Annotated in this window: 23 protein-coding genes; 7 read left to right on the top strand and 16 right to left on the bottom strand. The window is 66.9% G+C overall.

The annotated features are described in order from the left end of the window. Nucleotides 1-7 precede the first annotated feature (7 nt). Entirely contained in the window at nucleotides 8-1,615 is a 1,608-nt protein-coding gene (locus ASE28_RS26655; protein WP_057269151.1) for a carboxyl transferase domain-containing protein, read from the bottom strand. A 12-nt stretch (nucleotides 1,616-1,627) separates the two neighbouring features. Further along, on the bottom strand, nucleotides 1,628-3,346 hold the full coding sequence (locus ASE28_RS26660; protein WP_057269202.1) for an AMP-binding protein: 1,719 nt from the start codon (nucleotides 3,344-3,346) through the stop codon (nucleotides 1,628-1,630). 142 nt (nucleotides 3,347-3,488) lie between these two features. Between ASE28_RS26660 and ASE28_RS26665 the strand changes: the two genes are divergently transcribed. Then, nucleotides 3,489-4,571 (top strand): AraC family transcriptional regulator, encoded by a 1,083-nt coding sequence (locus ASE28_RS26665; protein WP_057269152.1) that lies wholly within the window; start codon nucleotides 3,489-3,491, stop codon nucleotides 4,569-4,571. Between the two features lie 70 nt (nucleotides 4,572-4,641). Continuing rightward, nucleotides 4,642-5,310, top strand: a complete 669-nt coding sequence (locus ASE28_RS26670) for a glutathione S-transferase family protein (protein WP_057269153.1) — start codon at nucleotides 4,642-4,644, stop codon at nucleotides 5,308-5,310. A 6-nt stretch (nucleotides 5,311-5,316) separates the two neighbouring features. Here the strand turns inward: ASE28_RS26670 and ASE28_RS26675 are convergent, their stop codons facing one another. From ASE28_RS26675 to ASE28_RS26690, 4 genes are all read right to left on the bottom strand, one after another. Further along, nucleotides 5,317-6,711 (bottom strand): patatin-like phospholipase family protein, encoded by a 1,395-nt coding sequence (locus ASE28_RS26675; RefSeq protein ID WP_200964001.1) that lies wholly within the window; start codon nucleotides 6,709-6,711, stop codon nucleotides 5,317-5,319. 81 nt (nucleotides 6,712-6,792) lie between these two features. Next, nucleotides 6,793-7,449 (bottom strand): HAD family phosphatase, encoded by a 657-nt coding sequence (locus ASE28_RS26680; RefSeq protein ID WP_057269154.1) that lies wholly within the window; start codon nucleotides 7,447-7,449, stop codon nucleotides 6,793-6,795. Nucleotides 7,450-7,481: 32 nt separating this feature from the next. Continuing rightward, nucleotides 7,482-7,895 carry a YchJ family protein gene (locus ASE28_RS26685; protein ID WP_057269155.1) on the bottom strand — a complete coding sequence of 138 codons (414 nt, stop codon included), beginning with the start codon at nucleotides 7,893-7,895 and terminating at the stop codon, nucleotides 7,482-7,484. 257 nt (nucleotides 7,896-8,152) lie between these two features. Further along, a complete protein-coding gene (locus tag ASE28_RS26690) occupies nucleotides 8,153-8,857 on the bottom strand; it encodes a DUF4197 domain-containing protein (protein WP_057269156.1) in 705 nt (234 codons plus the stop codon). Between the two features lie 150 nt (nucleotides 8,858-9,007). Here ASE28_RS26690 and ASE28_RS26695 point away from each other — a divergent pair, with 150 nt between their 5' ends. Then, nucleotides 9,008-9,487: a DUF421 domain-containing protein gene (locus ASE28_RS26695; RefSeq protein ID WP_057269157.1), complete on the top strand. Its 480-nt coding sequence runs from the start codon at nucleotides 9,008-9,010 to the stop codon at nucleotides 9,485-9,487. Between the two features lie 6 nt (nucleotides 9,488-9,493). Here the strand turns inward: ASE28_RS26695 and ASE28_RS26700 are convergent, their stop codons facing one another. Next, nucleotides 9,494-10,633 carry a hypothetical protein gene (locus ASE28_RS26700; protein ID WP_235516225.1) on the bottom strand — a complete coding sequence of 380 codons (1,140 nt, stop codon included), beginning with the start codon at nucleotides 10,631-10,633 and terminating at the stop codon, nucleotides 9,494-9,496. Between the two features lie 261 nt (nucleotides 10,634-10,894). On the opposite strand from ASE28_RS26700, the gene ASE28_RS26705 reads away from it, so the two are divergent. From ASE28_RS26705 to ASE28_RS26715, 3 genes are read left to right on the top strand one after another with little or no spacing between them, the layout of a single operon-like run. After that, nucleotides 10,895-11,560 carry a response regulator transcription factor gene (locus tag ASE28_RS26705; RefSeq protein WP_082608268.1) on the top strand — a complete coding sequence of 222 codons (666 nt, stop codon included), beginning with the start codon at nucleotides 10,895-10,897 and terminating at the stop codon, nucleotides 11,558-11,560. Continuing rightward, nucleotides 11,560-13,386 carry a hybrid sensor histidine kinase/response regulator gene (locus tag ASE28_RS26710; protein ID WP_057269160.1) on the top strand — a complete coding sequence of 609 codons (1,827 nt, stop codon included), beginning with the start codon at nucleotides 11,560-11,562 and terminating at the stop codon, nucleotides 13,384-13,386. The genes ASE28_RS26705 and ASE28_RS26710 overlap by 1 nt, the downstream gene beginning before the upstream one ends. 15 nt (nucleotides 13,387-13,401) lie before the next feature. Then, entirely contained in the window at nucleotides 13,402-15,183 is a 1,782-nt protein-coding gene (locus ASE28_RS26715) for a hybrid sensor histidine kinase/response regulator (protein ID WP_057269161.1), read from the top strand. A 169-nt stretch (nucleotides 15,184-15,352) separates the two neighbouring features. Here ASE28_RS26715 and ASE28_RS26720 read toward each other — a convergent pair whose 3' ends face one another. The 9 genes from ASE28_RS26720 to ASE28_RS26760 all read right to left on the bottom strand — a co-directional run bounded on the left by ASE28_RS26720 (nucleotide 15,353) and on the right by ASE28_RS26760 (nucleotide 24,293). Then, a complete protein-coding gene (locus ASE28_RS26720) occupies nucleotides 15,353-16,483 on the bottom strand; it encodes an acyl-CoA dehydrogenase family protein (RefSeq protein WP_057269162.1) in 1,131 nt (376 codons plus the stop codon). A gap of 49 nt (nucleotides 16,484-16,532) precedes the next feature. Further along, nucleotides 16,533-17,201 (bottom strand): SDR family oxidoreductase, encoded by a 669-nt coding sequence (locus tag ASE28_RS26725; RefSeq protein ID WP_057269163.1) that lies wholly within the window; start codon nucleotides 17,199-17,201, stop codon nucleotides 16,533-16,535. Between the two features lie 33 nt (nucleotides 17,202-17,234). Further along, nucleotides 17,235-18,275, bottom strand: coding sequence for a hypothetical protein (locus tag ASE28_RS26730; RefSeq protein WP_057269164.1), 1,041 nt, complete (start codon nucleotides 18,273-18,275; stop codon nucleotides 17,235-17,237). Between the two features lie 70 nt (nucleotides 18,276-18,345). Then, nucleotides 18,346-19,530 (bottom strand): acetyl-CoA C-acyltransferase, encoded by a 1,185-nt coding sequence (locus ASE28_RS26735; protein ID WP_057269165.1) that lies wholly within the window; start codon nucleotides 19,528-19,530, stop codon nucleotides 18,346-18,348. Between the two features lie 78 nt (nucleotides 19,531-19,608). After that, on the bottom strand, nucleotides 19,609-21,411 hold the full coding sequence (gene aceK, locus ASE28_RS26740; RefSeq protein WP_057269166.1) for a bifunctional isocitrate dehydrogenase kinase/phosphatase: 1,803 nt from the start codon (nucleotides 21,409-21,411) through the stop codon (nucleotides 19,609-19,611). Between the two features lie 33 nt (nucleotides 21,412-21,444). Further along, on the bottom strand, nucleotides 21,445-22,104 hold the full coding sequence (gene can / locus ASE28_RS26745; protein WP_057269167.1) for a carbonate dehydratase: 660 nt from the start codon (nucleotides 22,102-22,104) through the stop codon (nucleotides 21,445-21,447). 40 nt (nucleotides 22,105-22,144) lie between these two features. Next, nucleotides 22,145-23,335: an isovaleryl-CoA dehydrogenase gene (locus ASE28_RS26750; RefSeq protein WP_057269168.1), complete on the bottom strand. Its 1,191-nt coding sequence runs from the start codon at nucleotides 23,333-23,335 to the stop codon at nucleotides 22,145-22,147. A gap of 47 nt (nucleotides 23,336-23,382) precedes the next feature. Continuing rightward, complete coding sequence (locus ASE28_RS26755) at nucleotides 23,383-23,844, bottom strand: PaaI family thioesterase (protein WP_057269169.1); 462 nt, start codon at nucleotides 23,842-23,844, stop codon at nucleotides 23,383-23,385. Between the two features lie 53 nt (nucleotides 23,845-23,897). Then, on the bottom strand, nucleotides 23,898-24,293 hold the full coding sequence (locus ASE28_RS26760; RefSeq protein WP_057269170.1) for a MerR family DNA-binding transcriptional regulator: 396 nt from the start codon (nucleotides 24,291-24,293) through the stop codon (nucleotides 23,898-23,900). Nucleotides 24,294-24,410: 117 nt separating this feature from the next. On the opposite strand from ASE28_RS26760, the gene ASE28_RS26765 reads away from it, so the two are divergent. Continuing rightward, nucleotides 24,411-25,529 carry an MBL fold metallo-hydrolase gene (locus ASE28_RS26765; protein ID WP_057269171.1) on the top strand — a complete coding sequence of 373 codons (1,119 nt, stop codon included), beginning with the start codon at nucleotides 24,411-24,413 and terminating at the stop codon, nucleotides 25,527-25,529. Nucleotides 25,530-25,647 lie beyond the last annotated feature (118 nt).

The following is a 25,647-nucleotide window of genomic DNA, read 5'->3' on the forward strand; positions in this document are numbered from 1 at the left end:
TCAGTCCTTACATGCGGAACAAACCGAACTTGGTGTCTTCGATGGGCGCGTTGCGTGTCGCGGCCAGGCCCAGCGCCAGCACGCGGCGCGTGTCGGCCGGGTCGATCACGCCGTCGTCCCACAGGCGCGCAGTGGCGTAGTAGGGGTGGCCCTGGTCCTCGTACTGGCGGCGGATGGGAGCCTTGAAGGCCTCTTCCTCTTCGGCGCTCCACTGGCCGCCCTTGCCCTCGATGCCATCGCGCTTGACGGTGGCGAGCACGCCGGCGGCCTGATCGCCGCCCATGACGCTGATGCGCGCGTTGGGCCACATCCAAAGAAAGCGCGGGCTGTACGCGCGGCCGCACATGCCGTAGTTGCCGGCGCCGAAGCTGCCGCCGATGATGATGGTGAACTTGGGCACGGCGGCCGTGGCCACGGCCGTGACCATCTTCGCGCCGTTGCGCGCGATGCCTTCGTTCTCGTACTTGCGCCCGACCATGAAGCCGGTGATGTTCTGCAGGAACACCAGCGGGATCTTGCGCTGGCAGCACAGCTCGATGAAATGCGCGCCCTTGAGGGCCGACTCGCTGAACAAAATGCCGTTGTTGGCGATGATGCCCACGGCCATGCCCTCGATGCGCGCGAAGCCCGTGACCAGCGTGGTGCCATAGCGCGCCTTGAACTCGTCGAACTCGCTGCCATCGACGATGCGGGCGATGATCTCGCGCACGTCAAAGGGCTTGCGCGTGTCCACCGGGATCACGCCGTAGAGTTCTTCACCGGCGAACTTCGGCGGCAGCGGCGCGCTGTCCGCCGGCGCTGCGGCCTTGGCCTTGTTGAGGTTGCGCACCGCATTGCGCGCCAGCTGCAGCGCATGCAGGTCGTTCTGCGCCAGGTGGTCGGCCACGCCCGACAGGCGCGTGTGCACATCGCCGCCGCCCAGGTCCTCGGCCGTGACGACCTCGCCGGTGGCGGCCTTCACCAGCGGCGGGCCGCCCAGGAAGATGGTGCCCTGGTTCTTGACGATGATGGACTCATCGCTCATGGCCGGCACATAGGCGCCGCCGGCCGTGCAGCTGCCCATGACCACGGCGATCTGCGAGATGCCCTGGGCGCTCATGTTGGCCTGGTTGAAGAAGATGCGGCCGAAGTGGTCGCGGTCCGGGAAGACCTCGTCCTGGTTGGGCAGGTTGGCGCCGCCCGAGTCCACCAGGTAGATGCAGGTCAGGTGGTTCTGCTGCGCCACTTCCTGCGCGCGCAGGTGCTTCTTGACGGTGAGCGGGTAGTAGGTACCGCCCTTCACCGTGGCGTCGTTGCACACGACCATGCAGTCCACGCCGCTCACGCGGCCGATGCCGGCGATCAGGCCCGCGCTCGGTGCATCGTTGTTGTACATGTTGAGCGCGGCCAGGGGCGCCAGCTCCAGGAAGGGTGTGCCCGGGTCCAGCAGCATCTGCACGCGCTCGCGCGGCAGCAGCTTGCCGCGCGCCGTGTGCTTGGCGCGCGCGGCCTCGCCGCCGCCCTGGGCCACCTTGTCCAGGTGGCCGCGCAGGTCATCGACCAGGGTGCGCATGGCGGCCGCGTTGGCCAGGAAGTCGGCCGAGCGGGCGTTCAGTTGGGTATCGAGGATGGTCATGCAGCGAATCTTTCAAGCAGTCTTTTCTTCGGCCAGCCGCAGCTGGTCCTTCATTTCGTCGCGGATCTTGAACTTCTGGATCTTGCCCGTCACCGTCATCGGAAAGCCCGTGACGAAGCGGATGTAGCGCGGCACCTTGTAGTGCGCGATCTGGCCCTTGCAGAAGGAGCGCACGGCCTCCTCGGTCAGTTCCTGGCCAGGCTTGACCACGATCCAGGCGCACAGCTCCTCGCCGTACTTCGCGTCGGGCACGCCCACCACCTGCACGTCCTGCACCTGCGGGTGGCGGTAGAGAAACTCCTCAATCTCGCGCGGGTAGATGTTCTCGCCGCCGCGGATCACCATGTCCTTGATGCGGCCGACGATGTTCACGTAGCCCTCGGCATCCATGGTGGCCAGGTCGCCGGTGTGCATCCAGCCCCCGGCGTCGATGGCCTCGCGGGTCTTGGCCTCGTCGCCCCAGTAGCCGTGCATCACCGAATAGCCGCGCGTGCAAAACTCGCCGCGCTCGCCCACGGGCACGACTTCGCCGGTATCGGGATTCACTATCTTCACCTCCAGGTGCGGCTGCACCTGGCCCACGGTGGAGACGCGCTTTTCCAGTGGCGTCTCGGTGCTGCTCTGGCAGCTCACGGGGCTGGTCTCGGTCATGCCGTAGGCGATGGTGATCTCGGACAGGTGCATCTGCTCGACCACGCGCTTCATCACCTCGGTCGGGCAGGGTGAGCCGGCCATGATGCCGGTGCGCAGAGTGGACAGGTCGAACTCGGCAAAGCGCGGGTGGTCCAGCTCGGCAATGAACATCGTGGGCACGCCGTGCAGGCCGGTGCAACGCTCGTCCTGCACCGTCTGCAGCACCGTGAGCGGATCGAACCCGTCGTTGGGGTAGACGATGGTCGCGCCGTGCGTGAAGCAGGCCAGGTTGCCCAGCACCATGCCAAAGCAGTGGTACAGCGGCACGGGGATGCACAGCCGGTCTTCCGGGGTGAGGCGCATGCACTCGCCGATGAAGAAGCCGTTGTTCAGGATGTTGCGGTGCGTGAGCGTGGCACCCTTGGGGAAACCCGTGGTGCCGCTGGTGAACTGGATGTTGATGGGGTCGGTGGCCTTGAGGCCGGAGGCCACCTCGGCCACGCGCACATCGGCCACATCGCCGCGCGCCAGCAGGTCCGAAAAGCGCAGCAACCCCGGTTTATCGACGCCCTGCCCGGCCTCGTCGATCCACACCACGGTGTTCAGGTGCGGCAGCTTCACCGCGCCCAGGCGGCCCGGCTCCTGGCGCTGCCACTCGGGCGCCAGTTCGCGCAGCATGCCCAGGTAGTCGCTGGTCTTGAAGCGCGCCATGCTCACCAGCAGCCGGCAGCCGACCTTGTTGAGCGCGTACTCCACCTCGGAGGTGCGGTAAGCGGGGTTGATGTTCACCAGCACCAGGCCCACCTGCGCCGTGGCCAACTGCATCAGCACCCACTCGGCATTGTTGTGCGACCAGATGCCCACGCGGTCGCCGGGCACCAGGCCCAAGCCCAGCAGGGCACTGGCCAAGCGGCGGGCCTCGGCCTGGAGGCTGCGGTAGGTGTAGCGCAGCTGCTGGTGCACGCTGACCAGCGCCTCGCGCTCGGGCTGGCGGGCCACCATGGCATCGAAGAAATCGCCCAGCGTCTGCTCGATCAGCGGCACGTCGGTGGCGCCACGGGCCAGGCTGGTGACCAGTGGGGTGGTGGCGGAAGGCATGGCTGCACCCATTGTCTTGTCTCCTTGCGTATCGCTTGCCCGCGCGGCATGGGCAATGTCACCCCAAGCATAGAAGCCCAACGCGGCCCGTGGTGGACACAAAGGTTGCAAATCGTGCCACGACTCATGCACACTGTACCCCGTGAAATCCCCTGCCCCCGTCGCCTCCAGCGGGCTTCCCGCCCCCAAGGCCGCCCCTGCGGCCACCCCGATTGCCTTTGTGCAGGCGATTGCACTCGCTTACAGGCGCCGCGGCATGAGCCCCGCCTGGGCGCTGGCCCAGGCACAGATTGCGCCCGGCCTGCTGTTCGACGAAGGCGCCCGCATCACCGCCTGGCAGATGGAGGAGATCTCGGGCGCAGCCATGCGCGAGCTCGACGACGAGGCCCTGGGCTGGTTCGGCCGGCGCCTGCCCTGGGGCAGCTACGGCATGCTGGCACGCGCCTCCATCAGCTCGCCCGACCTGGGCGTGGCGCTCAAGCGCTGGTGCCGCCACCATGGTCTGCTGGCGGACGACATCACCCTGCGCCTCACGCAAGCCGACACCACATCCACACTCTCCATCGAGGAGAACCGCGACCTGGGCTCCCTGCGCGAGTTCTGCCTGGTCTCGGTGCTGCGCAACGCACTGGGCCTGGGCTGCTGGATGGTGGACTCGCGCGTGCCGCTGCTAGCGGCCGAGTTCGCCTTTGCCGCGCCGCCGCATGCCGAGGCGTATGGCGTGCTGTTCCCCGGGGGATCGGTGCGCTTCAGCGCCCCGCAGACCGCCATCCACTTCGACGCCCGCTACCTCAGCCTGCCCCTGCGGCGCGACGAGGCCGCGCTGCGCCAGATGCTGCAGCATGCGCTGCCGCTCACGGTGCTGCAGTACCGGCGCGACCGGCTACTGGTAGCCCGCGTGCGCCAGTTGCTGGGAGCCCCCGTGCAGGGCCACCCAGGCCAGGCACTGGCCTCGCACAGCGCCGAGTCGCTGGCGCATTTGCTGCACGTATCACCGCGCACGCTGCACCGCCAGCTCAAGGAGGAAGGCGCCACCCTGCAGGGCCTGAAGGACGAGGTGCGGCAGGGCCGCGCCATGGAGTTGCTGCACCGCAGCGACCGGCCTATCAAGCAAGTGGCCGAGGCGGCAGGCTTCGTCAACGAGAAAAGCTTCATCCGCGCCTTCAAGGGATGGACCGGGCATTCGCCGGCCGAGTACCGCCGCCTGGCCCGGACGGCGGCGTGATCTGCAACCGCACTGGCAGCGTGGGGAACCCTGCGGCCATGGCCGCGCACTACACTGAACCCCAATGCCGATGATCCACCTGTACCACTGCGTCAGCGCACGCTCGTTCCGTCCCCTGTGGATGCTCGAGGAGCTGCAGCTGCCGTACTCGCTGCACATGCTGCCCTTTCCTCCACGGCTGAAGGCGCGCAGCTTCCTGGAGCTCAACCCCCTGGGCACCGTGCCCCTGTTCGTGCAGGACGCCGTGCGCATGACCGAATCGGCCGCCATCTGCCAGTACCTGGCTGCAGCCCACCCCGATGCCGGGCTGGACGTGCGTGCCGTGGACCCGGCCTACGGTGCCTACCTCAACTGGCTGCACATGGGCGAGGCGACGCTGACCTTTCCGCAGACCCTGGTGCTGCGCTACAGTCGCTTCGAGCAAAAGGCACGCCAGCAGCCCCAGGTGGTCGAGGACTACCGCCGCTGGTTCCTGGCCCGCCTGCGCGCGGTGGAAACCGCCCTCGCCCATGGCGAGTACCTGTGCGCCGGCCGCTTCACCGCCGCCGATGTATCGGTGGGCTATGCGCTGCTGCTGGCCGAGCACCTGGGCCTGTCGCCCGAGTTCGGCGAGCGCACGCTGATGTACTGGCACCGCCTGCAGCAGCGCCCCGGCTACCAGCGCGCCATGGCCGCGCAGATCGAGGCGGCCGAGGAGCAGGACGTGCCCACCACACCCGCTCCGGACACAAGACCCTGAGTCAGGCTACTGCGGCGCCCCTTGGGATGCTTGGTACACCGGCAGCGATTTCACCAGCGCCCGGAACTCGGGCGAGTGCCGGAGCACACTGCCCCCGGCCTCGATCAGGTCCGTTACCTCGTGCTGCTCGATGGAGAACGCCGTGGGGATCTGCAGCAGGCGCGGGCGCGCCACGTCGTCGGGCGAGTCGCGCAAATTGACCGACACCACGTGGATCTCGGCGTTCGGCGCGAACACGTCGCCGCCGCTGTGCGGACTCACGGCCAGGGTCTTGCGCCACTGCTCGGTGATGTCGCGCAGGTATTCCTGCGTCTCGCGTGTGGCGCGCGCGCCGGTGCCGAACAGAAGGGAATCCACCACCTGCAGCATGTCGGGCACCTTGTCGCTGGTGTCGATGTTGAACGAGGGGTCGCGCTCGGCGTTTACCGTGATCAGCACCAGCTTGCGGATGCTGCCCGGCGGAATACCCACCTCGCTGAAGCTCTCGCGCAGGCCGCCGCCAGCCAGCGCGCGGTCGAGCAGGCGCTGCACGCCCAGATTGTCAGACAACCCACCATCGACCAGATGGATGTAGGGCTTGCGCCTGGCATCGAGGTAGCTCTGCTCGTTGACCCGATACAGCCGCGAGCGGTAGTCGCCAGCATTGGCGCGCGCCAGGTGGCTGCCGGCTGGGCGGTTGGCGCACTGGTCCGCATGGTTCTTGAGCGTCATCGGGCTGAGCAGCAGCGGCACGGCCGACGAGGCGGCCACCGCGAAGGACAGCGGCACGGTGCGCAGGTCCGAGCAGATCAGCGCGAACTGGTCCCAGGTGAACTCGAAACCCGTGCCCAGCGACATGTCGGTGGCGGTGATGAACAGCTGCGGGTGGCGCGGGCGCCTTTCCACGTCGCCGAAGGTCTTGCCGGCATAGAGCTCGTCGAGCCGCCGCGCCAGCAGGTGGGTGCGGCCCAGCCAGGGCGAAGTCAGGTCCACCAGGTTGCCAGGGCGCAGGGCCTGGGTGATCAGGCTGTTCTGGAAGTTCTGGCGCAGGAACTCGTGCTCGAAGCGCGGCAGCCCCTCGATGCCGTGCGCCGCATAGTAGGCGGCCACGATGCTGCCGCCCGAAACGCCGCTGACCACATCGGTCGCATCGAGCAGCGTGGTGCGCCGGCCGTTCCACTCGAACACCGTGTTCTGCATCTCGGTGAGCACGCCGAAACCGAAGGCCGCCGCGCGCGCACCGCCGCCCGAGAGAGTGACGGCGACCAGGATGCTGGGATCACGCTGGGACGGCCGCTGCATGACCGCCTGCTCCTCCCGCGGCATGGGTTCGTTGACCCAGGGCCTCACGGACGAGCACCCGGCCAGCACGACCACCAGTGCGGCCCCCACCCAACGCACCATCGATTGCAGTGTTGTCACAGGCTTCCCCCTTCCCGGCGCGGCAATAACGCGCGCTCTGCGGGGGAGTTTAAGAGAAGGTGGAGCCTTGGCTTGCCTGGCTCAGCAGCCCAGCAAGGCGGGCAGCTCGGCCATGCTGCGAAACACCTGTGACGCCCCGGCCGCGCGCAGTGCCTCGTCGCCCATTCCCAGTGGAGAATAGGCGAACACCGTAGCGCCGGCAGCCACGCCGGCCGTCACGCCGATCGTGGTGTCCTCCACCACGGCGCAGCGCGCGGGGTCGGCCTGCAGTGCTGCGGCCGCTGCCAGGTAGACATCGGGCGCAGGCTTGGTGTGGGGAACCTCGTGGCCGCTGAAGATGCGCCCCTCGAAATACGGCATGAGCCCGACCTTGACCAGCTGCATCTCCACCTTGAAGCGGTCGGCCCCCGAGGCGCAGGCGATGCGCCCGCCGTGGTGGGCGTGCACACGCTCGATGGTGGGGTGGATGTGCTCGATGGCAACCAGGTGCTGGTCCAGCTCGGCATTGCGGCGGGCATAGAAGGATGCCATCCACTCGTCGGTCAGCGGCCGGCCGGTCTCGGCCTCGATGCGGGCGGTGGCGCTGCGCACCGTGCGGCCGATGAAATAGTCCATGCACTCTTCGTGCGTGATGGCCCAGCCCGCTTCGTTGAGCATGGTGCGCAGCACGCCGTTGGTGATGTGCTCGCTGTCGACGAGCACGCCGTCGCAGTCGAACAGGATGGCTTCGAAGGTCATGGATCAAGGCTCACAAAAAAGAAAGGAGTGGGTCATTGCTGGTCGCCATCGACATAGAACCAGCGCCCGTCCTCGCGCACGAAGCGGCTGGTCTCGTGCAGGCGCACGGCGCGGCCGCCCACGCGGTAGCGTGCGACGAACTCGACCTCGGCCGTGTCCTCGCCCGTGCTGCGCTGGCTGCGCACCGTGAGGCCCAGCCAGCGGGCGCCGGGATCGAAGTCCAGTTGGGCAGGCCGGGTGCGCGGGTGCCAGGTGGCCTGCAGGTAGTCTGCCCGTTCGAGCACGAAGGCGCTGTAGCGCGAGCGCATGAGGCTGGGCGCATCGGGCGCAGGCGCGGTTTCGAAATGGTCGACATAGCGGCCGCAGCATGCGGCATAGGCCAGGGCTTGCTGGCGCGCGTTGGTCTGGACGCAGGGGCAGGCGTTGGTGGGTTCAGGGGATGCCATGGGTTTTAGACTGCCATATCAGTTATCCACAATGCTGGGAATCACCCGCAGCGCATGAAACTGGCGCGGCCAAGGCCAGCGCCCCCGTGCAAGGGCCGCCCCGCCGCACCGAGGGCGTCCCCCTCCCAGATTGCGAAGCAATATGAGAGAGGGGCTGAGGGCCGCGGCTCCAAGCCTGCCTGCGCAGGCTTGGACGTGCCCGAAGAGCGGCCGCCTCTGGCGGATGCACCGAGGCGCGAAGCGACTCAAGGGGTGCTTCATTTCATTGCGCCAAATACCTTCTTGACCAAGGCACTGCCGGAGGCCGCAGGGTTCTGGCGAATCCGGCGCTCCTCCTCACCGATCATGAGGTACAGGCCATCGAGCGTGCGCCCGGTGACGTATTGGGCCAGGTTGGCATCCTCGGCCTTGAGCAGGCCGAAGCTGGCGGCCTTGCCGGCGAAGGCGTTGTACTTCTGCGTGAGGCCGACCTTCTCGGTGGCCTGGTTCACCACGGGCAGGAAGCGCTCGCCCAGCGCAGTGCGCGTCTTCTCGGCAAAAAAGGCCGTCACCGAGGTTTCGCCACCGGTCAGGATGTTCCTCGCGTCGGTCACGCTGATATTCTTGACGGCCTGAACCAGCAGGTCCTGGCCCAGTGGCACGGCAGCCTCGGCAGCGCGGTTGATGGAGGTGACCAGCTCGTCGATGCGCCGCCCCTGGCCCAGCGACTTCATGACCTTGGCGGCATCGTCCAGGGTGCCCGGCAGCCCGATGCGCACGCGCGGGTTGCCCAGGAAGCCATCGGGCCGGCCCAGGGAGGCGATGGCGGCCTGCACGCCCTGCGACAGGGCCGCCTTCAGGCCGCCCGAGGCATCGGCGGCCGACAGATCGCCCAGCGACAGGGCCTGCACGTTGCTGGCGTAGGCCAGCAGCAAGGTGCCCAGGGCGCCCAGGCTGGCTTGGTGGAATTCGCGACGCAGCATGCGTGGCCTCTCTGATCAAACACGATTAAAAATCAGGTCATCCACCCAGGCCTGCCGGCCTGCGTGGAAGCGCGATGGTGTCCGATTTTCGCCGACACTCGCACGCCGTAGACTGGCACGCATGAATATCACCACCCGAGGAGTCGAACCATGTGGGAAATGAGCGTGCCCTGGTGGGAGTTTGTGCTGCGCGGCGTCCTGGTCTATGTGTTCCTGCTGGTCTTCCTGCGGCTCACGGGCAAGCGCCAGACGGGGCAGTACGCGCCGTTCGACCTGGTGCTGCTGCTGATCCTGTCCAACGCCGTGCAGAACTCGATGAACGCGGGCGACAACTCCCTGGTGGGCGGGCTGATCTCGGCCAGCACGCTCATGGGCTGCCATGTGGTGCTGGCCAACATGACCTTCCGCTTCGCCTGGCTGGAGCGCCTGATCGACGGCAAACCGCGCGTGCTGGTGGACCAGGGCAAGGTGCACACCGAGCTGATGCACAAGGAACTGCTCTCCACCGACGACCTGGAGGCCGCCCTGCGCGCCAGCGGCTGCCTGCACCTGCACGAGGTGGAGCGTGCCACCATCGAAACCAACGGGCAGATCACCGTGGTGCTGCGCAAACGCGACAGCGCCGGTTGAACCGCTTCAGCGCGGCGTATAGCACTTGCCGGCCGCAATGGCCGCAGTGACGGCAGGCCCCAGGCTGGCGGCATCGGGGAAGGCCGATGGCGTGGCCGTGTCCTCCAGCAGACACAGGTGGTTGGCCTTGCGCACCAACACCACTTTGGTCGGCCCCATGCTCGTGGCGATGTAGCGCCGGTTGCCCCAGAAAGCCGCAAGCTCGGCAGTGGCCTCGGTTCGCTCCTGCTCGAATGAGAACGTGCCGTTCAATGGGCCTGAGGACGCGGTGCCAGCGCCATCGCATTGGGGGCTGCGGTAAGACACCATTCCAGCGCCTACAGAAACAGAATTGCCGGAGCGTGAGACGCGCCACAGATCCCGCAGCCCGGCCGATGCGCCGGTCACGGGCAGGCATTGGTCCTGCTCCCATGGGCCTTCGGACAAGGTGGCAAGGGGGGCACACCGCACCGCGACGCTGTCCACGCTGGTGGCAGCCACCGATCCGAAGCCGTTGCGCACCACGCAGCCTGAACCGGCGGGCGCAGTCTTCACGGTGATCGCGTACACCGCACCATCGACCAATGCCTTGGTGAAGGTGAAACCTCCATCCGCTGAAACGGTCAGGTCTTCACTGCCGCCATTGGTCAGTACCACCGACTGACCTGCTGATAGCCCGCTTGCCATACCGCCCAGCGTGTAGGTTGCTGCAGGCAGACTCACGCAATCGACCAGTACGCTGGCAACAGTGGAGGACAGCGTGCCTGCACCCTGCGAGACGGAGCACTGCTGGCCGGTGGGATGGGTCTTGATGGTGACGGCATAACTGCTGCCCGCAGGCCAACTGGCGGCCATCACGAAGCTGCCGTTGGCCCCCACCGTGAAATCGTCCGCGCCCTGGTTCTGCAACACCAGCATCTGGCCAGCGGCCAAGCCGGTGACGGTGCCGCCCACCGTGTAGTGCGCCGGCGCTGGCGGCGGTACGGATGGGCCCGGTGGCATTGGAGTGGAGGGGTCGGGCGCAGCCGGGCTGTCGGTCCCACCACCACCGCCGCAGGCGCACAACAGGACAGCAGCCAGTCCCAGCGGCGCAAAGCGCCAGACAGCGCGGGCATTCAAGTGGGAAGAATCGGGGACAACGCGCCGCGCGCGAAAATGAACAGACATGGGCAGCTCCTCTCAAGATGGTGGGAGCTCTGGGCGCATGGCATGCACTCTGGCCCCACCTGGTTGGTGTACTGCCAGTGTCCAATCACCGGGTGCAATGGGCCGGTGATGCGGATCACCAGCAGTGCCCCGGGAACAGGTCCTCAAGGTATCAGGATGTAGCCGCGCTTTTGCCAACCCTACTCCGGTAGGGTTTGCGCCGCACCCATCTTGCGGAACACTTGGCAGAATTTGCCTGCCACAGCGGTCTCCCCCCACCCAATGCCTCCAACGTCCCCCTACGCCATCATTCTTGACGACCATCCCCTGGTGGCGCGCGGGGTTGCAGAGTTCCTGCGTTCGCTGCGCCCTGACATGGAAATGCGGCTGGCCACCGATGCGGCAGACTGCCTGCAGCAGGTGGCGGTGCATGGGGCACCGGCGCTGGCCCTCATCGACTTCTGGCTGGTGGAAGGGGCGGCCCTGGGCCTCATTGCGCAGCTGCGTGCCAGTTGCCCCGGCACCGCCATCGCGGTGATGAGCGGCGATGACGACCCGCTCCTGGCCGAACGCGCCCGCGCAGGTGGAGCACGTGGCTTTGTGCACAAGCAGGAGAGCCCGGGCACATTTGCCCAGGCCGTGCATGCGCTGCTGGGCGGGCTGACCTGGTTTGTACCCGGCGGTCGCGTGCAGCCCGGCGGGCTGCGCAGCCGCGAGCTGCCGGTGACACCGGCCGAGCTGGGCCTGTCCGCACGCCAGGGCGAGATCCTCGCCCTGGTACTGCTGGGCCAGCCCAACAAGCGCATCGCACTGGACCTGGCCTTGTCGGAGAGCACGGTGAAGGAACACATCACCGCCATCCTGCAGCGCCTGGGTGCACGCAACCGCATCGAGGCCATTACGCAATTGCGTGGGCGCAGGCTGGTTCTGGCGGGATCTGCGGGCTGATGGCCTCGCCTGCGGCAGCGCCACCGGCCGAGTGGTCCGACGACGCCCCCATCAGCATGGAGGGGCGAGCCCGCCTGCTGCAGATGACCTTTGGCCTTCTGCTCACCAGCATCTTCGTGCTGCCGCTGCTGGCACTGACGCTCACGCTGTTCTATGCGCGAGGGCACGATGCGCGCTGGATGTGGGCATGGTGCGGCTTCTACGCCCTGTTTGCCGGGGTGATGGTCGTGCAGCGGCGCCTGCATCTGCGCGACCGCAAGCGCCTGGATGCCGAGGCATTGGTGCGCAAATGGAAGCCCCGGCTCGAAACATGCGCCTTGCTGCACGGAGCGGGCATCACCGCGCCCATGGCCATCGTGGCGGGCCACGCGAGCTACGACTTCGCACTGTTGCTGCTGGTGACCAACGCCGCCATCATCGTCGGCAACGCCACACTCCAGACACCCGTGCTCAGCGTGTTCATGCGCTTGTTCATGGCGGGCTGGAATGCATCGCTGCCCCTGCTGATCTGGGTGTTTCCGGACCATTGGCCTTTCATCCTGCCGTTGGCGCTGCTGCACAGCCTGATCATCTACCGCCACGCACACACGACGCACCGCTTCTTCGTGCAGCAGATCCGGCTGGAGGAGCGCGGCGCGCAGATGGCAGCGCGCTACCTGGCGGCACGTGATGAAGCCCAGGCGGCCCTGGAAGAGAAGAACCGGTTCCTGAGCACTGCCGCGCACGACCTGCGTCAGCCCGTGCACGCCATGGGCCTGCTCGCCGAAGCCATTGCGCGGCGCAACCGCGATGGAGGCCTGGATGCACCCCTGGCCGACCTGCAGCGCAGCGTGCGCTCGGTGAACCTGATGTTCAACTCGCTGCTGGACCTGTCGCGCATCGAAAGCGGCCATGTGACCGCGCATGCCGGGCCCGTAGCGCTGGATGCGCTCTTCGACGACGTGCTCGCGCTCTTTCGCGAGGAGGCGCGCACGCGTGGGCTGCGGCTGCGCGTGCGCCCGCCAGGCCCCCATGCCGCCGTGCAGGCCGATGCGGACCTGCTGCGCCAGTCGGTCGTGAACCTGGTGCACAACGCGTTGCGCTACACCGTACGCGGCGGCGTGCTGCTCACCGCCCGCCCGCGCCGCGGGGGTTGGCAGATCGAGGTATGGGACACCGGTGTGGGCGTGGCCCTGGAGGACCAATTGCGCATCTACTCGCCGTTCTACCGCCCGCAGAACGCCTGGAACATCGACAACAACGGCCACGGCCTCGGACTGGCCGTGGTGGCGCGCTGCGCAAAACTGATGGGCGCAGACTATGGACTGGCCTCGCGCCTGGGCAAGGGGTCTCGGTTCTGGCTGCACCTGCCCCGTGCCACCCTGGTCGAGAGCGACCCCCAGCAGGCACGCTACAGAGGCCTGGCATGGGACGCAGGCGAGGGCAGCGACCGCCCCGACCTGAGTTCGCTGGCGGGCACCTGCATGGTCATCGACGACGACCCGCAGGTGGCCGCAGCCTGGTCAGCGCTGTTGCAGGCCTGGGGCATCGACGCCCGCTTTGCCAGCTGTGCCAGCGAGGCCTGGGACCTGGTGGACGGCGGCTTTCGCCCCCGCGCCATCCTGTGCGACCAGCGCCTGCGCTCGGGCGAGAGCGGCTTCGACATCCTGCGGGCGCTTATGGCGCACTGCCCCGACGCCTATGGCGCCATGGTCAGCGGCGAACTGCATTCGCCCGATCTGCAGGAGGCCGAGAACCAAGGCTACCTGGTGCTGTCCAAGCCGCTCGACGTGGTCCGGCTGCATGCCGTGCTGGCCCAGTGGCTGGCGCCCCGGTACAGCCACTGACGAAGCCCGTTGCGCATGGACACGCCAGAGCACCTGTTGGAAACCAGCACGCCCAGCGACGAAGGCCGTTTGCGGCTGCTCAGTGCCGCCTTTGCCCGCCTGCGCCTGAGCATGATGGCCATGCCCTCCATGGGCCTGCTGTTCGGAGGACTTTTGGCCTGGCTGGGCGGAAACCCCGTAGGGCTTTTCGTGTGGGGGGCGCTGTACCTGCCGGCCTTGTGGGCCGTATGGCGGCTGCATCGCCGCTACCTGCGGGATCAGTCGGAACGCAAGGCCATGGAGGTGCTCGCCACCTGGCAGCCACGCTTGCAATGGCTCGCGCTGGGCCACGGAGGGGCCCTGTCCCTGTCGGTCGCGCTGTCCATCACAGGTGCGACCTATGACTTCATGCTGCTGCTGCACACCACCCTCATGGGCATCGCAGCCGTCAATGCGGCGCAGATGACCGCTCACTGGGGCATCTATCGCGCGCTGTTCTTCGGCATGGCCTGGAGCCTGGCGCTTTTGCCCTGGTCGTTTCCGGGACACTGGTATTTCATCCTGCCCATGACGCTGGTGATGAACCTGGTGATCTACCGCAGTGCCTTCCATGCGCACCGCTTCTTCGTGCGCCAGATCGTGCTTGAGGAGCGCAGCCGGGACCTGGCCGAGCGCTACCTCCGGGCCAGCCGCGCCGCAGAGACGGCCCTGGCGGAGAAAAACCGCTTTCTGAGCACCGCCGCGCACGACCTGCGCCAGCCCGTGCATGCGATGGGCCTGCTGGCCGAAGCCATTGCCCTGCATGGCCAGGGCATCCCGCGGCTGGAGGGCCTGCTAACGCAGTGGCGGCTCAGCATGCGCTCGGTGAGCCACATGTTCGATGCCTTGCTGGACCTGTCGCGCATCGAGTCGGGCGCGGTGGAACTGCGGCCCGCACCCGTAGCACTGGCCAGCTTGTTCGATGACCTGCAGACCCAGTTCTCCACGGAAGCGGCGGCCAGGCGCCTGGCCCTGCGCCTGCACCGGCCGCCCCATGAGGCCACCGTGCTGGCCGACCCTGCGCTGGTGCGCCAGTCACTGGCCAACCTGGTGCACAACTCGCTGCGCTACACGCCGCACGGCGGGGTGCTGGTGGGCGCGCGGCGGCGTGGCCAGCACTGGCGCATCGAGGTGTGGGACACCGGGGTGGGGGTGGCCCTGGAAGAGCAGGGCCAGATCTACCAGGCCTTCTACCGCCCCCACCACGCATGGGAGCTGCACCGCAGCGGGCATGGCCTGGGACTGGCCGTGGTGGCACGCTGCGTGGCACTGATGGGCGCCCGCCAGGGCCTCCAATCCCAGCTCGGAAAGGGCTCGTGCTTCTGGATCGAGCTGCCTGCCACCGAGGCGCCGCCGCTGTCCGCCCAGTTGGCGCCGATGGGCGCGCAAGGGCGCCACGGCCCGCTGCAGGGGCGCTGCCTGGTACTGGACGATGACCCGCAGGTACTGGGAGCCTGGTCGGCACTGCTCGGCACCTGGGAGGTGGAAGTGCGCCTGGCCTCCAACGCGAGCGAGGCCTTCGCCCACATCGAAGCCGGGTTCACGCCGCAGGCCATTCTGTGCGACCAGCGGCTGCGCTCGGGCGAAAGCGGCTTCGAGGTGCTGCGAGCCCTGCTGGAGCGATACCCCGATGCGCACGGCGCCATGGTCAGCGGCGAGTTCGATGCGCCCGAGTTGCAGGAGGCCGACGCGCAAGGCTACCTGGTGCTGCGCAAGCCGGTCGACGCCGACACGCTGCACGCCCTGCTGGCGCAGTGGCTGCGGCCCACCGGCGCGTGAGCGCGACCCAGAGGCTGGGAATTTTTTGGCCGTGTCCGAAGTGCGCGTCAAAACGCCTCGGATCTAGGCGCAAAGCACAGCCATAGCTCGGGCTATGGCGAGCATTTGTAACAACGAGCCGGGGTGTTTTGGCGGGCAAGGCGGGCATGGACGAAAGATTCTCAGCCTCTTAGGCCAGGGCGCGTTGGATGATGATCTTCTGCACGTCGCTCGTGCCTTCGTAGATCTGGCACACGCGCACGTCGCGGTAGATGCGCTCGACGGGGAAGTCGTTCACCACGCCGTAGCCGCCCAGCGTCTGGATGGCGGCGCTGCAGACCCGCTCGGCCATCTCGCTGGCGAACAGCTTGGCCATGGCCGCCTCCTTGAGGCAGGGGCGCCCGGCATCGCGCAGCGCGGCGGCATGCCAGATGAGCTGGCGCGCGGCCTCGATCTGCGTGGCGCATTCGGCCAGGCGAAAACCCACCGCCTGGTGGTTGAAGATGGCCGTGCCGAAGCTCTCGCGCTCCTTGGAATAGGCCAGCGCCGCATCGAAGGCGCTGCGCGCCATGCCCACGCTCTGCGCGGCGATGCCGATGCGCCCGCCTTCGAGCGCCCCGAGGGCGATCTTGTAGCCCTCGCCCTCGGCGCCGATCAGGTTCTCGGCCGGGATGCGGCAGTTGTCGAAGTTGATCTGCGCCGTGTCGCTGCTGTGCTGGCCCAGCTTGTCTTCCAGGCGCGCCACCACGTAGCCGGGGTTGTCGGTGGGCACGAGGAAGGCGCTCATGCCCTTCTTGCCCGCGCCCTTGTCGGTCACGGCGATGACGATGGCCACGTGGCCGTTCTTGCCGCTGGTGATGAACTGCTTGACGCCGTTGATCACGTATTCGTCGCCCTGGCGCACGGCAGTGGTGCGCAACGCAGAGGCGTCGGACCCCACATGTGGCTCGGTCAGGCAGAAGGCGCCCAGCATGCGGCCCTGGGCCAGCGGCGTGAGCCAGTCCTTCTTCTGCTGCGCATTGCCATAGCGCATGAGGATGGCGTTGACGGGGCAGTTGGTCACGCTGATGGCGGTGCTGGTGCCACCGTCACCCGCAGCAATCTCTTCGAGCACCAGGGCCAGGGTCACGTAGTCGAGGTTCGCGCCGCCCAGGTCTTCGGGAACGCAGATGCCATAGGCACCCAGTGCGGCCAGGCCCTGGTGCGCTTCTTTGGGAAAGTGGTGCTCCCTGTCCCAGCGTGCCGCGTGGGGCCACAGCTCGGCCTGTGCAAAATCGCGCACGGCGTCGCGGATCATTTCCTGGTCTTGGGTCAGCAGCATGGGGTCTCCGAAAGCACTTGTTGTTGGAAAGGAAGAAAGGCGGGCACGGCTACCAGTGCGCAGCACGCCGGCCGTCATGGTGCAGCAGGCGCCCCTTGTCGGCATCGGTCACGCTGGCCAGGGTGGCACGCATGCCGCGCACGCTCTCCTGCACCGTGAGCGGGGCCTCGCCGCCGCCCATCTCGGTCTGCACCCAGCCGGGGTCGATGGTGACGAGGGTGGCGCCCGGGTAGTCGTGCTGGGCCGAGGCCACGGCCATGTTGAGCGCGGCCTTGCTGGTGCGGTAGAGCCAGGAGCCACTGTCGTCCACGCTGCCGATCTGCGACATGGAACTGGACACGAAGGCGAACACGCCCTGCGCGTCTGCCACCATCGGCGCTACCTGAGGCAGGGCCTGCATGGCACCCAGCACGTTGGTGTGCATGACGGCGTCAAAATCCTGCTGCGTGGGCGGCGTGAGCGCGTTGGGCCGGCGGATCACGCCCGCCACGTACAGCGCCAGGTCGATCTTCTCGCCATCGAGCAGCCAGGACAGGCCACTCACGCTGGCGGGGTTGGCCACGTCCACGGTGAGCGGCTGGGCCCCCAGTGCCTGCAGGCGCTCCCGCCCGGCGTCATCGCGCGCGGTGGCGATCACGCGGTCGCCCGCCTCCACGTACTGGTGCGCCAACTCCAGGCCAATGCCGCGCGATGCGCCGATGATGAGAATCGTTGCCATGGGATGGGAATCCTTGTCAGATGAAAGCGCTGGTCAGTGGATGGCGAACTCGAAATAGCCCGACCAGGCGGGATCGAAGCTCGTGGTGGTTTCCAGCGAGGCGGCCTCATCGCGCAGCAGCAGCGGCGCCAGCGCCTGCTTGGCCAGCTGTTCATCGCCCACGTAGTACACGGCCTTGCGGCGCCCGCTGCGCGTCATGGTGTAGGCCAGGATGCCCAGCTGCGACAGTTCCAGCAGGGTGGCCGCCTGGTCGTGCAGGTCCTGCGCAACCTGAAGCTCGTCGCGGTCACCGACGGGCATGTCCAGCGTAAGGGCATAGGCCAGGTCGGCGCGCATCGCGACCGGGTTGGCGCTGCGATTGACCATCACCAGCGCCGTGTCCTGCGGCTCGCCGGCGTCTTCGTCGTCCGAACCGCCAAAGGCCAGGGTCATGCCCCCCCAGACATGCTCGCCGCTGGGGAAGTCGCCGGTGCGCCCCAGGGTTTCGCTCCAGTAGCGGTCGAACACGGGGGGCAGCAGGCTGAGCGGGGTCCACTCGGCATCCGGGTCCGCAGACTCCTCCACGAAGTCCACGGCACCGACCTTCACGGCAAAGTCGTACTCGCCCAGCACGTGGTCGAGCATGATGAACGCCATGTTGCGCGCATGGTCCTGAAAATCCTGCGGGATCTCGCGGTCGAAGCGGATCTCGAGCGCGGCCTGGCCGTCGTCCTGGCTGCAGGCGATCAGCACCTCGGAGGTGGACAGCTCGAAGCCGTCCATGCCGATGGGAAAGTCCGGCTGCTGCGTGCGCTCGCGGAACGCCCGCAGCGTGTGGTGCTGCAGCCTGGGCGCGGCCGCCACCACCTGCATCAGCAGGGGAAAGCAGTCGATGCTGCCGTGGGCGGTGACGATCATGTCCACCACCGCATCCCCATCGCCACCGGACATCTCCAGCGCCAGGCCTTCCAGGTGCCGCTCCAGCAGCACATTGCCCTCCTCCACACGTTCGCGCAAAGGCATGGCATGCAGGGCAGCCTCGGTATCGGCGAACTCGCGCCAGAAGGCGGTGATGGCGGCGGTGCTGGATTCCATGGCAGCGTGCTCCGGTGCGGAGGATGGTGGTGGTGAAGGCACTATTGTTGGCCGAATATGCTGGCCGAAATCAGACCAGTTCCAGCGCCATGGCCGTGGCCTCGCCGCCACCGATGCACAGCGTGGCCAGGCCCTTGGTGAGGCCCCGGGCCTTGAGCGCATGGATCAGCGTGACCATGATGCGCGCGCCGCTGGCACCGATGGGGTGGCCCAGGGCGCAGGCGCCGCCGTTCACGTTGACCTTGTCGTGCGGCAGGTCGAGCTCCTTCATCAGCGCCATGGGCACCACGGCGAAGGCCTCGTTGATCTCCCACAGCTGCACGTCGCCGACTGCCCAGCCGGCCTTGGCCAGCGCCTTCTGCGTGGCGCCCAGGGGGGCGGTGGCGAACCACTCGGGCTCCTGCGCGTGCGTGGCATGGCTCACGATGCGGGCGATGGGCTTGCAGCCCAATTTCTTGGCCGTCGATTCGCGCATCATCACCAGCGCGGCGGCGCCGTCGTTGATGCTGGAGCTCGATGCAGCGGTGATGGTGCCGTCCTTCTTGAAGGCGGGCTTCAGGCTGGCGATCTTTTCGAGCTTGACCTTGCCCGGGCCTTCGTCCACCGACACCACGGTCTCGCCCGCGCGGGTCTTGACGGTGACGGGCACGATCTCAGCCGCGAACGCGCCCGACTCGGTGGCGGCCTTGGCACGCTGCACGCTGGCGGTGGCGAATGCGTCCTGCTGCTCGCGCGTGAACTGGTACTTGGCGGCGCAGTCTTCACCGAAGGTACCCATGGAGCGGCCGGCCTCGTAGGCGTCCTCCAGCCCGTCGAGCATCATGTGGTCGAAGATGCGGTCGTGGCCCAGGCGGTAACCGCCGCGGCCCTTCTGCAGCAGGTAGGGGGCGTTGGTCATGCTCTCCATGCCGCCGGCCACCATCACATCGTGCGTGCCGGCCAGCAGCATGTCGTGCGCCATCATGGCCGCCTTCATGCCCGAGCCGCACATCTTGGACAGGGTGACCGCACCCGCGCCCTTGGGCAGACCGCCCTTGAAAGCCGCCTGGCGCGCAGGCGCCTGGCCCTGGCCGGCCATCAGGCAGTTGCCGAACAGCACTTCGCCCACCGCGTCGGGCGAGACACCGGCGCGCTCCATGGCGGCCTTGATCGCGGCACCGCCCAGGTCATGGGCGGACAGGCTGGAAAAATCGCCCTGCAGCGAGCCCATGGGGGTGCGTGCGGCGCCGACGATGACAATGGGGTCCTGGTTCATGGTGTTGTCTCCTGAAAGGTGGGGGGAGTGAATCGCTAGGGTTGCGGTGGGATGCCACGGGCTGAAAGGGCTGGCTCGTCAGTCGCGCGGGGCGCCCGTGAAGCGCCGGTCGGTGTCGTAGGGGAACACGTCGTACACATGGCCCGCCTGGATGCGCTCCTTGTGCGACTGCCAGAACGCGGCGTCCAGCAGGTCGGCGTGGTGCTGCATGAACACGGCGCGCACGGCGTCGTTGCCCAGCAGGAAGGGGCCGAAGGTCTCGGGAAACACGTCGCGCGGTCCCACGGCGTACCAGATCTCGCCACTCATTTCTTCTTCCTCGTTGCGCGGCGTGGGCACACGGCGGAAGTGGCAGTCGGTGAGGTATTCGATCTCGTCGTAGTCGTAGAACACGACCTTGCCGTTGCGCGTGACGCCGAAGTTCTTCCACAGCATGTCGCCCGGGAAGATGTTGGCGGCCACCAGGTCCTTGATGGCATTGCCGTATTCGATGACGCTGTGTTCCATCTGCTGGCGCGCGCGGTTGTCCGAAAGGCCGGTGTCGAAGGCCTCCTGCAGGTAGATGTTGAGCGGGATCATGCGCCGCTCGATGTACAGGTGCTTGATGATGACCTCGGTCTGGCCATCGCCGTCGCGGTCGCTGATCTCGAGCTGGCTGGGTGCGAACTTCTGGATCTCGGCGATCAGCTCGTCGTCGAAGCGGTCGCGCGGAAAGGCCACCTCGCTGTACTCCAGCGTATCGGCCATGCGCCCCACGCGGTCGTGCTGCTTGACCAGGAGGTACTTGGCCTTGATCTGCTCGCGCGTGGTCTCCTTCTGGTGCGGAAAGAAGTCCTTGATGAGCTTGAAAACGAAGGGGAACGACGGCAGGTCGAACACCAGCATGACCATGCCCTTGATGCCGGGCGCGATGCGAAAGCGGTCGCTCGAATGCTTGAGGTGGTACAGGAAGTCGCGGTAGAACAGCGTCTTGCCCTGCTTGGCCAGGCCCAGGGCGTTGTAGATCTCGGCGCGCGGCTTGCGCGGCATGAGGCTGCGCAGGAACTGCACGTAGGCGCTCGGTATCTCCATGTCCACCATGAAGTAGGCGCGCGCAAAGCTGAACAGCATCTGCAGATCGTCCTCGCCGAACAGGGCCGCGTCGATATACAGGTGGCCCTCGTCGTCGTGCAGGATGGGCAGGGCGAACGGCACTTCCTGGAAGCCGTTGATGATCTTGCCCACCACGTAGGCGCCCTTGTTGCGAAAGAACAGGCTGGCCAGCACCTGGATCTGGAAGTTGGCGCGCAGGCGCACCTTGTCCAGGCGGCCCTGCATGGCGCGCAGCACATGGCCGGTGTCGCGCGGCAGGTCGGCGAAACTGCCCTGCAGCTGGAAGTTGTCGATGATGCGGGTAAGCGTGTCGTGCAGGCTCTCGCGCGAGGGGTAGTAGGCGCGATAGGTGGGTCGTGCCGCAGGCTCTTCGTTCTCGATGTACTCGGTGCTGACTGCGGGCCGCACGAAGATGAAGTCGTTGTGGAAGTGCGTGCGGTGCAGGATCTTGCAGGTCACCGAGTTGAAGAAGGTCTCGGCCAGTTCTGGCTGGTGGTGGTTGACCAGGAGGCCGATGTAGTGGAGCTTGACCTGGTGCCAGACGTCCATGGGCTGGGTGCCCGCGTCGTATTCCTTTTCGAGCCGGCGCACGCACTCCTTGACGCGCAGGTCGTAGAACTCGATGCGCTCGCGCTGGGCGCGCTGCTGGCCATGCCAGTCAGCGGTCTCGAAGCGGTGCTTGGCCCGCGCGGACTCGGTGCGGAACAGGCGGTAGTGGCGGTTGAAACCATCCATCATCGCCTTGGCGATGTCGTACGCCTGGGGCGAGTCGAGTCGTTGTGGGAACATGGTCTGCCTACCGATCCTGCAGAGCCTGTAGGCTCAGCCCCGCTGGGTGGCGGCCACGCCGGCAATGGCGGCCCTGTACAGTGAGTCGAGGCCTTCGGTGCCGGCGATGGTCATGTGCAGGTCGTTGATGAGCCCGTCTTTCAGGCCATAGCACCAGCCGTGCAGGGTGACCTTGTCGCCGCGACCCCAGGCGTCGAGCATCACCGTGGTCTGTGCGATGTTGACCACCTGCTCGATGGCGTTGAGCTCGCACAGCACGTCGTGGCGCCATTCGGGTGCGGTGGCGGCGATCAGCTCACGGTGGCGGTCGCGCACGTCCTGCACGTGGCGGATCCAGTTGTCGGCCAGGCCCACGCGCGTGCCTTCCAGTGCGGCCAGCACGCCGCCGCAGCCGTAGTGGCCCACGACCATGAGGTGCTCGATGTGCAACTGGTCCACCGCGTACTGGATGGTGGACAGGCAGTTGAGGTCGGTAGGCACCACCACGTTGGCCACGTTGCGGTGCACGAAGACTTCGCCGGGCTCCAGGCCCGTGATCTGGTTGGCCGGCACGCGGCTGTCGGAACAGCCGATCCACATGTACTTGGGCTTTTGCTGTGCCAGCAGGCCGGTGAAGAAGCCAGGGCGTTCACGCTCCATCTGGGCCGCCCATGCGCGGTTGTGGACAAAGAGTTCTTCGATGGATGTGGACATGGGTCTCTGGCTCTCAAAAAGGTGGAATCGGCCCGCAGGCTCAGCAGGTCTCGGCAAACAGCTCCCGGCCAATCAGCATGCGGCGGATTTCGCTCGTTCCCGCGCCGATCTCGTACAGCTTGGCATCACGCCACAGGCGCCCCAGGGGGTACTCGTTGATGTAACCGTTGCCGCCGAAGATCTGCACGCCCTCGCCCGCCATCCAGGTGGCCTTCTCGGCACACCAGAGAATGACGCTGGCGCAGTCCTTGCGGACCTGGCGCACATGGTCGGTCCCCAGCATGTCCAGGTTCTTGGCCACGGTGTAGGCAAACGAGCGCCCCGCCTGGAGCACGGTGTACATATCGGCCACCTTGCCCTGGATGAGCTGGAATTCGCCGATGCTCTGGCCGAACTGCTTGCGGTCGTGAATGTAAGGGATGACGTTGTCCATCACCGATTGCATGATCCCCAGGGGTCCACCGGTCAGCACCGCACGCTCGTAGTCCAGCCCGCTCATGAGCACCTTGGCGCCCTGGTTCAGGCCGCCCAGGATCTGCGAGGCGGGCACCTCGACGTTGTTGAACACCAGCTCGCCCGTGTGGCTGCCACGCATGCCGAGCTTGTCGAGCTTTTGCGCCACGCTGAAGCCGGGCATGCCCTTTTCGATCAGGAAGGCGGTGACGCCGCGCGCGCCCAGCTCAGGCTCCGTCTTGGCATAGACCACCAGGGTGTCGGCGTCGGGGCCGTTGGTGATCCACATCTTGCTGCCGTTGAGCAGGTAGTAGCCGCCCTTGTCCTCGGCCTTGAGCTTCATGCTGATCACGTCGGAGCCGGCGCCCGGCTCGCTCATGGCCAGCGCACCCACATGCTCGCCACTGATCAGCTTGGGCAGGTACTTGGCTTTCTGCGCCTCGCTGCCGTTGCGGTTGATCTGGTTCACGCACAGGTTGCTGTGCGCGCCGTAGGACAGGCCCACGGAAGCGCTTGCACGCGAGATCTCCTCCATGGCCACCATGTGCGCCAGGTAGCCCATGGCGGCACCTCCGTACTGCTCGGGCACGGTGATGCCCAGCACCCCGAGCTCGCCCATCTTGCGCCACAGGTCCATGGGGAACTGGTCATTCTTGTCCACCTCGGCGGCGCGCGGGGCGATCTCGGCTTGGGCGAAATCGCGCACGGCGTCGCGCAGCGCGTCGATGTCTTCGCCCACCTGGAAGTTCAGGCCTGGCAGGTTGGCGGGGATGCTCATGGTTTGTCTCCTGGTAGGAAGTAATGCGGATTCGGGGTACGAACGTCTCAGTTACGGATGTTGTCTCGGCCGGTCACGGCCATCAGCGTGCAGCCCATGGTGGCCACCAGCTTGTCGCCCTGGGCGCCCAGGGCATAGGCGCGCCCTTCGGTCACGGTGATGGTGCGGCCGGGCTTGAGCACCCGGCCTTCCACGCGAAAGCGCTCGCCCTGGGCAGGGGCCAGCAGGTTGATCTTGAATTCGATGGTGAGCACTGACGCATCGTCGCCCATCAAAGTGAACCCCGCATAGCCGCAGGCGGAATCGAGCGCTGTGGCGACCATGCCGGCATGCAGGAAACCGTGCTGCTGCGTGAGGCTGGCAGCCCAATCGAACTCGATGTCCACCGCACCCGGCTTGATGCGGGCCAGGCGCGCACCCAGCGTCTGCATGGCGCCCTGCAGCGCAAAGCTGTCTCTCACGCGGTCCGCATAGCGCGGGCTTCTTACCTCGAAAGCTGGGCTGGTCACGGCAGGTTCCTGGAAGGAAATTGGTTGACGTTTACGTAAACGTCAATTATGGCTCATTTTTGCTGCTCCACCTTGTCTAGCAGTGCCCGGGCCTCCTGCTCGTGCTCTTCCACCTCTTCCAGGTTGGCCTGCAGGTCGGCCAACTGCTCCTCCAACTGCTTGCGGTGCAAGCCCAGCACCTCGAGGAATTTGCGCAGTTGCGCGCCCGTGTCGCGCGGACTGTCGTAGAGGTCGATGATCTCCTTGGCCTCGGTCAGCGACAAGCCCAGTCGCTTGGCGCGCAGGGTCAGTCGCAGCCGCGTGCGGTCGCGCGCGCTGTACATGCGGTTGCGCCCGGCCGGGCCGGTGCGCTCGGGCTGCAGCAGCCCCATGTCTTCGTAGAAGCGCATGGCACGCGTGGTGAGGTCGAACTCTTTGGCGAGGTCACTGATGGTGTAGGAGGTGGCCATGGGGCTGTCGGGAGAATGCAGGTTTCGCACTGGCGACAGTCGCTTCGCGAACCGTCCCTACAATGCAGTGAATCTGACGTTTACGTTAACGTCAATGCTAACCCAAGCAGGCACCGCATGAACCCCCTCGAACACCAAATCACCTACCCCATGGGCGACACCCTTCCCGCACCCGGGGTGGCGATGGACGTGGCACTAGGGGTGCGCTGGATCCGCATGGGGCTGCCGTTTGCGCTGGACCACATCAACCTGTGGCTGCTGCGCGACCGCCAGCGCGTGGCCAACACCCTGGTGGACGGCTGGACGGTGGTGGACTGCTGCATCGATAACCCGCTCACGCGTGCACAGTGGGAGGACGTGTTCGCCTCCAGCCTGGACGGGCTGCCCGTGCTGCGTGTGATCGTGACGCACATGCACCCTGACCACATCGGCCTGGCGCACTGGCTGTGCGCGCGCTGGAATGCACGCCTGTGGATCAGTGCCACCGACTACTACGCTGCACGCGCAGCGATCGGCAGCCGCGACGGATTCAGTGGCGAGGCCGGGACCGACTTCTACACCTCGCACGGTGCGCGTGACGAGGCGTTCCTCAGCCATGTGCACGGCCGTGGCTCCTACTACCACTCGCTGGTGCCGGACCTGCCCACCACCTACCGGCGCATGATGGACGGCGATGCCATCGAGATCGGCGGGCGCACCTGGAACTGCATCAGCGGCTATGGCCATGCGCCCGAACATATCGCGCTGCACTGCCCCGGGCTGTCGGTCTTGATCAGCGGCGACATGGTGCTGTCGCGCATCTCCACCAATGTGAGCGTGCATGCGGCCGAGCCCGAAGCCGACCCACTGCGGCTGTTTCTCAGCTCGATTGCGCGCTACCTGGACCTGCCGGCGGATACGCTGACCCTGCCTTCGCACGGCAAGCCCTTTACCGGCATGCACGTGCGCATAGGGCAGCTGCAAAGCCACCACCAGGACCGCTTGCAGGAAATCCTGGAGGCCAGCCGCAGCGGCCCGCTGTCGGCCACCGACGTGCTGCCGGTGATGTTCAAGCGCCCGCTCGACCCGCACCAGATGACCTTTGCGCTGGGCGAGGCGCTCGCCCACCTGCACCTGCTGTGGCTCGATGGGCGCTTCGACCGGGTGATGGACGCCAAAGGGGTGTACCGATTCGGACCGGCAGGGTCCCTTGCCGCTGCACAGCAGCAGGAGACGGCCAGCGCCGCCGTAGCCTAAAGCGAAGGTAAAGGCGCCGGCCGCTCAGAGGCTGGGAATTTTTTGGCCGTGTCCGAGAGGGTGTAGAAGAAATCTATTTCAACCGCCCCAACAACATCCGAGCCTGCGCAAGCCACAC

The sequence above is a fragment of the Acidovorax sp. Root219 genome (assembly GCF_001428665.1).
GTDB lineage: Bacteria > Pseudomonadota > Gammaproteobacteria > Burkholderiales > Burkholderiaceae_C > Acidovorax.

Bases quoted from the DNA above. Each gene is read 5' to 3' on its own strand.
- ASE28_RS26725 (WP_057269163.1), bottom strand. From the start codon at position 17,201: ATGGCAACGATTCTCATCATCGGCGCATCGCGCGGCATTGGCCTGGAG.
- ASE28_RS26695 (WP_057269157.1), top strand. From the start codon at position 9,008: ATGTGGGAAATGAGCGTGCCCTGGTGGGAGTTTGTGCTGCGCGGCGTC.
- ASE28_RS26700 (WP_235516225.1), bottom strand. From the start codon at position 10,633: ATGTCTGTTCATTTTCGCGCGCGGCGCGTTGTCCCCGATTCTTCCCAC.
- ASE28_RS26680 (WP_057269154.1), bottom strand. From the start codon at position 7,449: ATGACCTTCGAAGCCATCCTGTTCGACTGCGACGGCGTGCTCGTCGAC.
- ASE28_RS26660 (WP_057269202.1), bottom strand. From the start codon at position 3,346: ATGCCTTCCGCCACCACCCCACTGGTCACCAGCCTGGCCCGTGGCGCC.
- ASE28_RS26750 (WP_057269168.1), bottom strand. From the start codon at position 23,335: ATGAGCATCCCCGCCAACCTGCCAGGCCTGAACTTCCAGGTGGGCGAA.
- ASE28_RS26710 (WP_057269160.1), top strand. From the start codon at position 11,560: ATGGCCTCGCCTGCGGCAGCGCCACCGGCCGAGTGGTCCGACGACGCC.
- ASE28_RS26760 (WP_057269170.1), bottom strand. From the start codon at position 24,293: ATGGCCACCTCCTACACCATCAGTGACCTCGCCAAAGAGTTCGACCTC.
- aceK (WP_057269166.1), bottom strand. From the start codon at position 21,411: ATGTTCCCACAACGACTCGACTCGCCCCAGGCGTACGACATCGCCAAG.
- ASE28_RS26720 (WP_057269162.1), bottom strand. From the start codon at position 16,483: ATGCTGCTGACCCAAGACCAGGAAATGATCCGCGACGCCGTGCGCGAT.
- ASE28_RS26765 (WP_057269171.1), top strand. From the start codon at position 24,411: ATGAACCCCCTCGAACACCAAATCACCTACCCCATGGGCGACACCCTT.
- ASE28_RS26655 (WP_057269151.1), bottom strand. From the start codon at position 1,615: ATGACCATCCTCGATACCCAACTGAACGCCCGCTCGGCCGACTTCCTG.
- can (WP_057269167.1), bottom strand. From the start codon at position 22,104: ATGTCCACATCCATCGAAGAACTCTTTGTCCACAACCGCGCATGGGCG.
- ASE28_RS26670 (WP_057269153.1), top strand. From the start codon at position 4,642: ATGATCCACCTGTACCACTGCGTCAGCGCACGCTCGTTCCGTCCCCTG.
- ASE28_RS26685 (WP_057269155.1), bottom strand. From the start codon at position 7,895: ATGGCATCCCCTGAACCCACCAACGCCTGCCCCTGCGTCCAGACCAAC.
- ASE28_RS26705 (WP_082608268.1), top strand. From the start codon at position 10,895: ATGCCTCCAACGTCCCCCTACGCCATCATTCTTGACGACCATCCCCTG.
- ASE28_RS26715 (WP_057269161.1), top strand. From the start codon at position 13,402: ATGGACACGCCAGAGCACCTGTTGGAAACCAGCACGCCCAGCGACGAA.
- ASE28_RS26735 (WP_057269165.1), bottom strand. From the start codon at position 19,530: ATGAACCAGGACCCCATTGTCATCGTCGGCGCCGCACGCACCCCCATG.
- ASE28_RS26690 (WP_057269156.1), bottom strand. From the start codon at position 8,857: ATGCTGCGTCGCGAATTCCACCAAGCCAGCCTGGGCGCCCTGGGCACC.
- ASE28_RS26730 (WP_057269164.1), bottom strand. From the start codon at position 18,275: ATGGAATCCAGCACCGCCGCCATCACCGCCTTCTGGCGCGAGTTCGCC.